Consider the following 11,121-nt stretch of genomic DNA (forward strand, 5'->3'; position numbering starts at 1 on the left):
CCCGCCGACGCTGCGACGTCCTGTTCGCCATGCTCCGCAACAAGACCCTCTACCAGCCAACCCGCCCCACAACCCAACCCCCGGCACCCCCAGCCGCCGCTTGACAAAACCATAGGAACACCCCCCCGCGACACTTTCCCGCTGCGATTGCGATGGATCCGGTGCTCGTCGGGAAGGCCAGCGGGTCGCCTGGGCATTTCCGTGCTTGCCCTGTCAGGAATCGACTGGTGGTGGGCAGCGGCTGGTGGCGGTTGCGTGGCGGCCGAGGCCGTGGTGGGCGGTGCGGTTACCGTCGGCGGTGCATCGTGTGGTGAGGAGGCTGCAGTTGGGTGCGAACCGGCCGAGTGCGCAGCAGTTGGCGGCGGCGGAGGGCGTGACGATTCCCGATGTCCTCTCCCCCGGTCTGCGGGTGCTGTTCTGCGGGATCAATCCGGGTCTGTGGTCGGGGGCGACGGGGTACCACTTCGCGCGCCCGGGCAACCGGTTCTGGCCCGCCCTGCACGCGTCGGGGTTCACGCCGCGGCTGCTGCAACCGCACGAGCAGGCCGAGCTGCTGGATTACGGGCTGGGCATCACCAACTTCGTGGCGCGCGCCAGCGCGCGGGCCGCGGAGCTGTCCGACGACGAGCTGCGGGCCGGTGGCCAGGTGCTGGCGCGGAAGGTGCGGCGCTACCAGCCGGCGTGGGTGGCGGTGGTGGGCATCACGGCCTACCGGGTGGCCTTCGGGCAGCGGCGGGCGACGGTGGGTCGCCAGGACCGGTGCATCGGGGGCGCCCGGGTGTGGGTGCTGCCCAATCCCAGCGGCCTGAACGCCCACTGGACGGCGGCGACCCTGGCCGCGGAGTTCCGCCAGCTGCGCCGCGCCGTCGAGGAGGGATCCGGCGGCTGACCCGCTTCGGGTTCACCTGCCGCGGAAAAACTGGTCAACGATACGGTCTTGGCATCATGACCGCGGCCGACGAGGATCTGACGATCGCACTCAGCGTGGCGCAACTGCGCGAGGTCACCCGCTTTGCCGTGGCCTGCGCGGCGCCCGCTGTGGTGATCTTCGAACGTGCCCGTCCTGACGATCGGCGGCCACGAGCCGCGATCGAGGCTGGGCAGGCGTTCGTGGACACAGCCACGCGGACCAAGGCGATCCGTGACAGCGCGTGGGCGGCGCACCGGGCGTTTCAGCAGACCCGCGATGCGGGGCAGGCTGCGGCCAGCGATGCGGCACGCGCGGCGGTTGCCGCGGCCGGTGCGGCGTTTTTGCACCCGTTGGCCAAGGCCACTCAGGTGCTGCACATTCTTGGATCGGCCGCCCACGCGGCGCGCGCGTTCGAGCTTGATGCCGGCTATGACCGCGACGTGGGCGCCGCCTACATCGAGCAGGCACGAGGTCTGGCCAGCCCCACCGTGGTGAGCGTCCTGGCGCGTTACCCGAACGCCCCGAGTGGCCGCGGCCGTGTGGGCGAGCTGGTGCGGATACTGGACGCATCGTTGCGGCAGCTGGCGACCGGCCGTGGTGACCAACCCTGAACCGCGCCTGACAGCACACGGCGCTGTGATCCGGCGGGCGTGGCAGCGGGAAGAGTGGCCGCAGCGTTCCCCGGAAACCGCTTGGGGGTTTCCGGGGAACGGACACGCGGGAAGGGTCAGTCGGTGCCGGACTCCATCGCGGCGCGGTCAAGCGCCTCGGCCTCGGTCTCCTCGTGCGCGCCCAGGGCCGCGATCGCCTCGGCCCCGCCAGCCTGCAGCGACCCGATCAGCTTCGTCTGGGCGTGGCCGACCAGGCCGAGCTGGACGTAGCCCTCAAGCTTGGCGCGGGAGTCAGCGATGTCCAGGTTGCGCATCGTGAGCTGGCCGATGCGGTCGACCGGGCCGAAGGCCGCGTCCTCGGTGCGCTCCATCGACAGCTTGTCCGGGTGGTAGGAGAACGCCGGTCCGGTGGTGTCCAGGATCGAGTAGTCCTCGCCGCGCCGCAGCCGCAGGGTCACCTCGCCGGTGACCGCCGAGCCGACCCACCGCTGCAGCGACTCGCGCAGCATCAGCGACTGCGGGTCGAACCAGCGGCCCTCGTACATCAGCCGGCCCAGCTTGCGGCCCTCGGCGTGGTAGGTGGCGATGGTGTCCTCGTTGTGGATGGCGTTGACCAGCCGCTCGTAGGCGATGAACAGCAGGGCCATGCCCGGCGCCTCGTAGATGCCGCGGCTTTTGGCCTCGATGATGCGGTTCTCGATCTGGTCGCTCATGCCCAGGCCGTGGCGGCCGCCAATGGCGTTGGCCTCGTGCACGAGGTCGACCGGCGAGGCGAACTCCTTGCCGTTGATGGCGACCGGGCGGCCCTGGGCGAAGGTGAGGGTGACGTCCTCGGGTGCGATCTCGACGGACTCGTCCCAGAACCGCACGCCCATGATGGGCTCGACGATCTCGATGCCGGTGTCGAGGTGCTCGAGCTGTTTGGCCTCGTGCGTGGCGCCCCAGATGTTGGCGTCGGTGGAGTATGCCTTCTCGGCGCTGTCGCGGTAGGGCAGGCCGTGGGCCTGCAGCCACTCCGACATCTCCTTGCGGCCGCCGAGCTCGCCTACGAAGTCGGTGTCCAGCCACGGCTTGTAGATGCGCAGCCGCGGGTTGGCCAGCAGCCCGTAGCGGTAGAACCGCTCGATGTCGTTGCCCTTGAAGGTGGAGCCGTCGCCCCAGATCTCGACGTCGTCGGCGAGCATGGCGCGCACCAGCAGGGTGGCGGTGACGGCGCGGCCGAGCGGGGTGGTGTTGAAGTAGGTCCGGCCGGCTGAACGGATGTGGAAGGCACCGCAGGCGAGCGCGGCCAGGCCCTCCTCGACCAGCGCCTCGCGGCAGTCGACCAGCCGCGCCACCTCGGCGCCGTAGTCCTTGGCCCGGCCGGGGATGGAAGCGATGTCGGTCTCGTCGTACTGCCCGATGTCGGCGGTGTAGGCGCACGGCACCGCGCCCTTGTCGCGCATCCAGGCCACGGCGACGGAGGTGTCAAGACCCCCGGAGAAGGCGATGCCGACCCGCTGGCCGACCGGCAGACTCGTCAGAACCTTGGACATGCAGCAATACTATGCGACTGACTGCATGATTATAAAATCGGGTCGTGTGGCAGGCTCTGACCTGGCCGAACGTGCACCGAGATCGCAGGGTGCCGCCAGCACCGGTCAGGCGCTGCGGTGGTGGGTGTCGGTGCCGCCGCGTTCCGTCGTCGGCTTCGGACTGTTGGCGGTGTTGGCCGCCACCCCTGGGAAGGGAGCGGTGATGTCGTCGACGCCGGACGACGCTGCGCCGATGAGTGACGAGGAGTTGCAGAGGATCACCGTGGGCGAGCGCACGCCGCACAACGCGCCGGTGGCGCTCGTCGACTACGACCCGCGCTGGCCCGAGTTGTTCCCGCAGCACGCCGGGCGGGTGCGCTCCACGCTCGGCGAGCGGGCGTTGCAGGCGGCCCACGTCGGGTCCACCCCGGTGCCCGGACCGTGCGCCAAGCCGATCATCGACATGGTGCTCATCGTGGCGGACTCCTCCGCCGAGCCCGCCTACGTGCCGGACCTGGAGGCGGCCGGGTACGTGTTGCGCGTTGGTGAGCCCGACTGGTTCGCCCACCGCCTGTTCAAGGGCTCCGACCCCGCGGTCAACCTGCACGTGTTCAGCTCGGGTGCGGCGGAGGTCGACTGGATGCTGCGGTTCCGCGACTGGTTGCGGGCCAACGACGCCGACCGGGACCGCTACGCGCGGGTCGAGCGGGAGCTGGCGCGGCGGGTGTGGCGGCACGTGCAGCACTACGCCGAGGCCAAGACCGCGGTGATCCAGGAGATCATGGACCGGGCGAGGCCGCCCGATGAGGCGCGGAGCACAGGACCGTGACACGCCCGACCACCTGATCGTCAGGCGCGGGCGGGTTCGCCAAGTGCTGCCGGTGCCGCGGGTTCGGGCAGGGTACGCGCGGCCAGCCAGCTCACCACGGGCATCACGATCAGCGGCGCCAGCGCGGTCTGCAGGCTGGTGGCGTCGGCGATGCCGCCGAGGATGGGGCTGACCAGGCCGCCGATGCTGACGGTCAGGCCGAGGGTGATGCCGCTGGCGGTGCCCACCCGCGTGGGCAGGTAGTCCTGGCCGAGTGTGACCTGCAGCGAGAACGGCACGTACAGGCCCGCCGAGGTCAACGCCGCGAACACGAAGAACACCGGGCCGGGCAGGAACACGACACCGGCCACCGCGGCGGCGGTGAGCAGGTACGACCAGCGCATCACGGTGACCCTGCCCCAGCGTTGGGCCAGGCGGCCGCCGAGTACGGTGCCCACCGCCCCGCCGAGGTAGAGCACGAACAGCGCCGCGGTCCCCGCGGTGGTGCCGCCTGCGGTGCGCTGCTGGGCGTAGAGCGAGAGGAAGGCGCTCAGGCCGGTGAACACGATGGACCGGCACACCACGGCCAGTGCCAGCTTCGCGAACGACGCCCGGTCGTCGCTGCCGCGTGCCGCAGCGGTGCCGGTGTTGCGGGGCGCGGCGGTGTTCAGGGCCCGCAGGACCGGCAGGCACAGCACGCTGCCGACCAGGGCGGGCAGCACGAGCAGCGGGGTGAGCCGGAGGCCGCCGGTGGCCACGACGGCGGCGACCACGAGCGGCGCGGCGGCGAAACCGAGGTTGCCGCCGAGGGAGAACCAGCCCATCGCGGTGTGGCTGCCCCGGCTGGCGATCCGCGCGATGCGTGCGGACTCGGGGTGGTAGGCGGCCACGCCGAGCCCGGAGATCGTCACGAACACCAGGACCAGCGGGTAGGAACCGCCAAGACCGCTCGCCGCGACCCCGATCCCGCCGAGGACCGTGCTCACCGGCAGCAGCCACGGCATCGCCCACCGGTCGGTGAGTGCACCGAAGACGGGCTGGGCCACCGAGGACAGCAGCGAGGCAGCCAGCACGATGCCCGACACCGCGGCGTAGGTGTAGGCGCGTTCGGCGACGAAGAACGGCACGAGCGCGGCCACTGCGCCCTGGTAGACGTCCACGCAGGCATGCCCGACCGACAACAGGATGATCGACTTGTTCTGACGCACCCGGTCATGTTCGCCGCGCACCGGCGTGTCGTGCTTCCGTTAATCTGCCAGGCGATGTCGGAAATCCGCCACGTCTCGGTCGCGCCGACCCGCACGCAGCGGCTGGCGCACGGGGCCGCCATCGACGCGCACCGCCACGACGACCACCAGATCGTCTACGCCGCGCGCGGGGTGCTGGCCATCACCACCGATGCGGGTTCGTGGGTCGCCGCGGCCACCCGGGCGATCTGGGTGCCCGCCGGGACCACACACGCCCACCAGGCCCACGGCGAGCTGGAGTTGCACCTGGTCGGGTTGCCAGCCACCAACAACCCACTTGGCCTGGACGAGCCGACGGTGCTCAGCGTCGGCCCGCTGCTGCGGGAGCTGATCCTGGCCTACACGCGCGCTCCGCACGACGACAGCCCCGAGCGCACGCGGCTGCGCGCGGTGCTGCTCGACCAGTTGCGGGCCTCACCGCAGCAGCCGGTGCACCTGCCCGCGCCCACCGATCCGCGGTTGCGGGAGCTGTGCGCGATCCTGCACGCCGATCCGGCCGACAACCGCACGCTGGCCGCGCTCGGCAGGCAGGTCGGGGCCAGCGACCGCACCCTGACCCGGCTGTTCCGCCGCGATCTCGGCATGAGCTTTTCGCAGTGGCGCACCCAGCTGCGGCTGTACCGGGCCCTGGTGCTGCTGGCCGAGGGCACCCCGGTGACGGCGGTGGCGCACGCCTGCGGCTGGTCGTCGGCCAGTGCGTTCATCGACGTCTTCCGCCGCGCCTTCGGGCACACCCCGGGCACCTACCGGTGATACGGGGCCGCGCACCAGCGGCGCAGGGCCGCGGCGGGGGTGGGGTTTCCCGGCACGGTGGGTGTTTCGGCCTGGTAGGCGCGGTGCAGGATGTCCAGGAAGGACGGTGCTTCGGGCAGGGGCGTCGAGCCGATCCGGGTGACCGCCACGCCGGGTGTCCAGGAATTCATCACGACCGCTCCGGCGAGGGCCGGCAGGTCGGCGGGTGTGACGGGCCGGGTGCGCTGGGGGATGCCGATGCGGTGGAGTTGGCGGCGCAGGATGCCCATGGTGATGCCGCCGAGCACATCGGCTTCGGGCCACACCACCGCGGTGCCGTCCCAGAAGGCGAGGTTCCAGATGGTCGCTTCGCTGAGCCTGCCCCGGCGGTCGAGAAAGACGGCGTCGTCGAAGCCCTGGGCGGCGGCCAGGCGCAGGAAGTAGTTTTGGCGAGTTCGCCGACGTGCTTGGTGACGGGCAGGAAGCGCTCGTACTCAACCGCGGGTGATGCGGTTCACAGCCCGCGGTGCTGGTCGTGGTAGTGGGCGATGAGTTCCCGGCAGACGGGGTTGACGCCGACCGGGCTTGCCGGCACACCGCACACCAGCGTGATCACGCTCCGCGATCACCGGTTGTGCGACGCGGTGGGGGTTTTCGTTGCCGCTGATCAGCGGATTGTGGAGTTCACTGTGGACGGTTCGGTGGAGTTCGTTGCGCTGGATGGCGGTATGGACACTGGGCGTGATCGGCGGACGACAGCTGGGGAAACACGGGGTGTGCTTTATCGGTCCGTTACCGGTAGGGTCTCTTGCACCGGTGAGGGAAGCCCCTGATCCGGTGACACTGGCCGTTGCTCCCGCAGAGTCGATACGGATGACTATTCAAGACGACCTTGCTCGACCGTGGTTCCAGCCCCTGGTCCCCTCGGAGGCGCAGCAGCAGAAGCGGCCGGACCTGGGTGGTCCGCCGACCACCCGCATCGTCGGTGAGCTGCCCCTGGACGAGGTGATGGCCCCGGCTCGGCAGGATCCCCGCCCGCCGGCTCCCGCGCGGGTGGAGGTCACCCAGCCCTACATCCCGGCGATCCGCGACGAGCAGCCCGAGTTCGCCAAGCAGCTCAATCCCGATCCCCCGGCTGCCGCCTCGACATCAACGGTGACCGGTCCGCAGCCGGCGGTGGAGCCGCCCGCGACCGAGCCCGCGGGGCAGGCGCCCCGGCCGGCGGCTCCGGTGAAAAAGCGCAGCCTGATGCGACGGGTGGTGCGCCGGATCATCGGCCCGGACCTGCTGCGCAAGGATCCGCCGAAAAAGCGGCGCTGAGCGCGTTCGCTGCTGTTCGCGGGCAGGTCAGGACTGCCTCGTCGACGGCATCGCCGCCCGGCTGGGGCCAGCCGGTCACCGCCGCGGCACCGGCATCAGCGCGCGGGCGATGAGGGTCCGGCCGCGTTCGCCCTGCGACAGTGTGTCCCAGCGGGCGTCGGCCCGCCCGCCCATGCCCAGCGTGCGGATCAGCTGGTCTGCCCGGCGCCGCTGCGGCGCGGACCGCGGTGATCACGGCCGGTGCCGGCACCCTAACAAGCCGCGCGTCGGCTCCCGGGATGTGGATCAGTTTGCCGATGACCGCCGCGACGCCGATACCCTGGCGACACAACCCCACGACCCCTGCATCGAGGACGGTATGCCGCCACCTGCTGAGCATCCCGGCTCACCGACGCTGGCCGACAGCGTCCGCCTGGCCGACGACGGGGTGCACATCCTGGACCGTCGAGTGTTCCCCTTCGAGCACCGCTGGGTGCACGCGCGCACGGTCGAGGAGGTCGCCCGGGCGATCGAGGACATGGTGACCCAGTCCTCCGGCCCCTACTTCGCGGTGCTGTGGGGCATGGTGCTGGCCGCCCGGGAGGTCGCCGACGCCGACCCGGACACCGCGCGCGCCCACCTGCGGGCCGCCGGGGACCGGTTGATCGCCACCCGCCCCACCAACGACCAGCCGCGCAAGGCCGTGGCGCACGTGCTGGCGGCCGTGGACGCCGCCGAGCACGACATCGCCGCCGCGGCGCTGGCCGGTGCCCGCGCCGGCGACGCCGACTACCGGCAGCGCAGCCGCGCGATGGGCCGGGCCGCCGCGGACCTGCTGCCGCAGCAGGCCCGGGTGCTCACCCACTGCTGGGGTGATTTGTACCTGGTGGGGATGGTCGAAGCGGCCCTGCAGCAGGGCAAGCAGCTGTCGTTCGTGTGCACCGAAACCCGCCCGTACCTGCAGGGCGCGCGGTTGACCGCCGAGACGCTGGCCGAGATGGGCGTGCAGACCACGCTGGTCACCGACGGCATGCCCGCGTCGTTGATGCGCGCCGGGCAGCTCGACGCGCTGGTGACCGCCAGCGACCGGGTCACCATGGACGGCCACGTCATCAACAAGGTCGGCACGCTGCAGCTGGCCGTGGCCGCGCACACCTTCGGGGTGCCCTATCACGCGCTGTGCCACGCCCCTGACCCGGAGTCGGCCACCGGGGCCGACGTGCCGATCGAGTTCCGTGACGGCGAGGACGTGCTGCACACCCTGGGGCGGCGCACCGCCAGCAGGCGGGTGCAGGGCCTGTACCCGGCCTTCGACGTCACCGACCCGCGGTTCGTCTCCACGGTGGTCACCGACCGGGGCGCCTTCCCGCCGCAGCGGGTGCACGAGTACTGGAGCGGGGGGACAGCGTCGTGAGCGTGCACGTCGCGGCCCGCTGGGTCGTGCTCGACATCGAGGGGACGTTGACCCCCACCAGCCAGGTACACGTGGTGCTCTACGACTACGCACGCCCGCGGCTGGGCCCGTGGATCCGCGACCACGGCGACGACCCGGTGGTGGCCGAGGCGGTCGCGCAGGTCAGGACCGAAGCCGGGCTGAGTGCACAAGCAGGCACCGATGAGGTGGTCGCCGTGCTGCACGCCTGGATGGACGCCGACCGCAAGGCCACACCGCTGAAGACGCTGCAGGGCCTGATCTGGCAGCAGGGCTACGCCCGCGGCGAGCTGACCACCGACTACTTCCCGGACGTGGTGCCGGCACTGCGGTCGTGGCGGCAGCGCGGGGCGCGGCTGGCGGTGTTCTCCTCAGGCTCGGTGGCCGGGCAGAAGGCGTCGTTCTCCCACACCACGGCGGGTGATCTGCGGGAGTTGTTCGCCCACCACTTCGACACCGTCAACGCCGGACCGAAGCGGGAACACCGCTCCTACGAGGCGATCGCGGCGGGCCTGGGTGAGGGCGAGCCGCGGCGGATCGTGTTCTTCTCCGACGTGCCCGCGGAGCTGGATGCGGCCGCGGCGGCGGGCTGGCAGACGGTGGGCCTGGCGCGGCCCGGAGAACCGTACGCCGACGCCGACTTCGGCACGCATCCGGCGGTGTCCACGTTCGACGACGTGCGGCTCGAGGTGATCGCATGAGCACCGAGACCATCGCCCTTGAGCAGGCGGGCGCGGCGCTGGCCGCCGAGTCCGCCCGGTTCGCCCGGCTCGGCTGGATGCTGGGCACCTCGGGGAACCTGTCGATGACGCTGCGACGCGACCCGCTGCGGCTGGCGGTGACCGCCAGCGGCCTGGACAAGGGAGAACTGACCGCGGCCGACGTGGTGGTGGTCGACGCCGCGGGCACCGCGGTACCCGACCAGCCCAACCCGGCGCAGCGCCCGTCGGCCGAGGCGGGGCTGCACGCGCGGATCGCGGCGACCGCAGGAGCGGGCGCGGTGGTGCACGTGCACATGCTGTCAGCGGTACTGGCCGCGCAGCGCTGGCCAGGCGGTGTGGTGTTGCGGGACCTGGAGATGCTCAAGGGCCTGGGGCGCCGCGACGACGACGTGGTGACGGTGCCGGTGGTGCCCAACAGCCAGGACATGGTGGTGCTGGGCGATGCGTTCGAGCAGGTCTTCGATCCGGCCACCCCGGCGGTGATCGTGGCGCGGCACGGGTTGTATGTCTGGGGCCGGGACCTGGTGCAGGCCCGCCACCGAACGGAATGCTTGCAGTGGTTGTTCCAGTTCGCCCTGTCGGCAGGCGGGACCGAGGAGGACATGGCATGACGGTGTTGACGGTGTGGCCGGAATCGGGCCCGGAGACGGTGGAGCTGCGCACCGAGGACCCGCAGGAGATCGCCGACGTGCTCAAGCAGTTCGGGGTGCGCTTCGAACGGTGGGAGCTCAAGGAACTGCCGCCGGACGTCTCGGGCGAGCAGGTGCTGGAGGTTTACCGCGCCGAGGTGGACCGGGTCATCGACGCCGAGGGCTACATCAAGGTCGACGCGGCGGTGATGACGCCACGCGAGGACGAGCAGTGGGCGCAGCAGGCCAGGGCCGCGCGGGAGAAGTTCTTGTCCGAGCACACCCACGACGATGACGAGGACCGCTTCTTCGCCCGCGGCGCCGGGGTGTTCTACCTGCACATCGGCGAGAAGGTGTATGCGGTGCTGTGCGAGGCCGGGGACCTGTTGAGTGTTCCGGCGAACACGACGCACTGGTTCGACATGGGGGTGCGCCCGGATTTCGTGGCGATCCGGTTCTTCCACGACGAGGACGGCTGGGTGGGTGATTTCTGCGGCACCGACATCGCGGAGCGGTTCCCGTCGTTCGACGAGTTGATGGCCTCGCGCTGAGGCCACCCCTGCCCTGGCTCCCACCTGCCTCCACGGCAGGTGGGAGCCAGGGCCGTTGTCCCCTGAACTGGGGCACCCACCCCAGAGTTTTCAGTTCGCCTGAAGTTGAAAAACTCATCCTGCCCGGCAGTTTCCGATTTCGCCGGTTCAGCGGTGGTGTTTTCCCTGGGTGCGGTGGCGCAGAGCGTTGGTGCACCAGGGCAGCGGGCGAGGCGGTTGCTCAGCTGCTGAGCGGCAGCGGGCCTGGTGCGTGACCGCCGAGGGGCTGCTGGCTCGGCCGCACCGGGAGCTGACCGCGGGTGCGCTGACGTTGATCTCGCTGGTGGCCTTCGAGTACGTGGCTGTGGCGACCGCGATGCCCACCGTCGCGCAGGCCCTGGACGGGCTGGCCCTGTACGCGCTGGCCTTCGGCGGCACGATGGCCGCGGGCGTGGTCAGCATGGTGATCTGCGGCGGGTGGGCTGACGCGCGGGGACCCGCGGTGCCGTTGCGTGTCGGGGTCGCGGTGTTCGCCGCCGGACTCATGGTGGCCGGATGTGCCCCCCGTTACCGTTTTCGCGGCTCTGATCTTGGAGCTCTGGTCGCCAGGCTCGGCATGACTTTGTCCCCCAGTCGAACGGATGATCCGGGGGGTGGTGTCACCGGGCCTGGTGGCATCGGTGGACC

At 71.2% G+C, this 11,121-nt stretch carries 12 protein-coding genes and 1 pseudogene; 10 read left to right on the forward strand and 3 right to left on the reverse strand.

Going from position 1 to position 11,121, the window contains the following annotated elements:
• Positions 1–325: 325 nt before the first annotated feature.
• Both mug and IEY17_RS24775 read left to right on the forward strand, forming a co-directional pair.
• The gene (gene mug / locus IEY17_RS24770) at positions 326–889 is read left to right on the forward strand and encodes a G/U mismatch-specific DNA glycosylase (protein WP_188991865.1); all 564 of its coding nucleotides are present in this window, start codon (positions 326–328) and stop codon (positions 887–889) included.
• Positions 890–945: 56 nt separating this feature from the next.
• Entirely contained in the window at positions 946–1,521 is a 576-nt protein-coding gene (locus IEY17_RS24775) for a putative immunity protein (RefSeq protein ID WP_188991867.1), read from the forward strand.
• Between the two features lie 116 nt (positions 1,522–1,637).
• On the opposite strand, the gene argG is transcribed toward IEY17_RS24775, so the two are convergent.
• Positions 1,638–3,056 carry an argininosuccinate synthase gene (gene argG / locus IEY17_RS24780; protein WP_188991868.1) on the reverse strand — a complete coding sequence of 473 codons (1,419 nt, stop codon included), beginning with the start codon at positions 3,054–3,056 and terminating at the stop codon, positions 1,638–1,640.
• Positions 3,057–3,102: 46 nt separating this feature from the next.
• Here argG and IEY17_RS24785 point away from each other — a divergent pair, with 46 nt between their 5' ends.
• A complete protein-coding gene (locus IEY17_RS24785) occupies positions 3,103–3,864 on the forward strand; it encodes a GrpB family protein (protein WP_229680595.1) in 762 nt (253 codons plus the stop codon).
• A gap of 20 nt (positions 3,865–3,884) precedes the next feature.
• Here the strand turns inward: IEY17_RS24785 and IEY17_RS24790 are convergent, their stop codons facing one another.
• On the reverse strand, positions 3,885–5,051 hold the full coding sequence (locus tag IEY17_RS24790) for an MFS transporter (protein WP_188991869.1): 1,167 nt from the start codon (positions 5,049–5,051) through the stop codon (positions 3,885–3,887).
• Positions 5,052–5,105: 54 nt separating this feature from the next.
• On the opposite strand from IEY17_RS24790, the gene IEY17_RS24795 reads away from it, so the two are divergent.
• Positions 5,106–5,843 (forward strand): helix-turn-helix transcriptional regulator, encoded by a 738-nt coding sequence (locus tag IEY17_RS24795; RefSeq protein WP_188991870.1) that lies wholly within the window; start codon positions 5,106–5,108, stop codon positions 5,841–5,843.
• Here IEY17_RS24795 and IEY17_RS24800 read toward each other — a convergent pair.
• Positions 5,834–6,259, reverse strand: coding sequence for an aminotransferase class IV (locus IEY17_RS24800; RefSeq protein ID WP_308424026.1), 426 nt, complete (start codon positions 6,257–6,259; stop codon positions 5,834–5,836). The two genes, IEY17_RS24795 and IEY17_RS24800, sit on opposite strands and share 10 nt — an antisense overlap.
• 436 nt (positions 6,260–6,695) lie before the next feature.
• On the opposite strand from IEY17_RS24800, the gene IEY17_RS24805 reads away from it, so the two are divergent.
• The 6 genes and pseudogenes from IEY17_RS24805 to IEY17_RS24835 all read left to right on the forward strand — a co-directional run.
• On the forward strand, positions 6,696–7,142 hold the full coding sequence (locus IEY17_RS24805; RefSeq protein ID WP_188991872.1) for a hypothetical protein: 447 nt from the start codon (positions 6,696–6,698) through the stop codon (positions 7,140–7,142).
• Positions 7,143–7,500: 358 nt separating this feature from the next.
• Positions 7,501–8,535 (forward strand): s-methyl-5-thioribose-1-phosphate isomerase, encoded by a 1,035-nt coding sequence (locus IEY17_RS24815; RefSeq protein ID WP_188991874.1) that lies wholly within the window; start codon positions 7,501–7,503, stop codon positions 8,533–8,535.
• The gene (gene mtnC / locus IEY17_RS24820) at positions 8,532–9,254 is read left to right on the forward strand and encodes an acireductone synthase (protein WP_188991876.1); all 723 of its coding nucleotides are present in this window, start codon (positions 8,532–8,534) and stop codon (positions 9,252–9,254) included. Before IEY17_RS24815 ends, mtnC begins: the two co-directional genes overlap by 4 nt.
• Positions 9,251–9,886, forward strand: coding sequence for a methylthioribulose 1-phosphate dehydratase (gene mtnB, locus IEY17_RS24825; protein ID WP_188991877.1), 636 nt, complete (start codon positions 9,251–9,253; stop codon positions 9,884–9,886). The genes mtnC and mtnB overlap by 4 nt, the downstream gene beginning before the upstream one ends.
• Positions 9,883–10,455, forward strand: coding sequence for a 1,2-dihydroxy-3-keto-5-methylthiopentene dioxygenase (locus IEY17_RS24830; RefSeq protein WP_188991880.1), 573 nt, complete (start codon positions 9,883–9,885; stop codon positions 10,453–10,455). The genes mtnB and IEY17_RS24830 overlap by 4 nt, the downstream gene beginning before the upstream one ends.
• Positions 10,456–10,705: 250 nt before the next feature.
• Positions 10,706–11,121: pseudogene (locus IEY17_RS24835) on the forward strand (hypothetical protein); the annotation flags it as partial.

Origin of the sequence: Saccharopolyspora thermophila, assembly GCF_014646075.1 — a bacterium.
In the GTDB taxonomy this organism is placed as follows: Bacteria; Actinomycetota; Actinomycetes; order Mycobacteriales; family Pseudonocardiaceae; genus Saccharopolyspora; species Saccharopolyspora thermophila.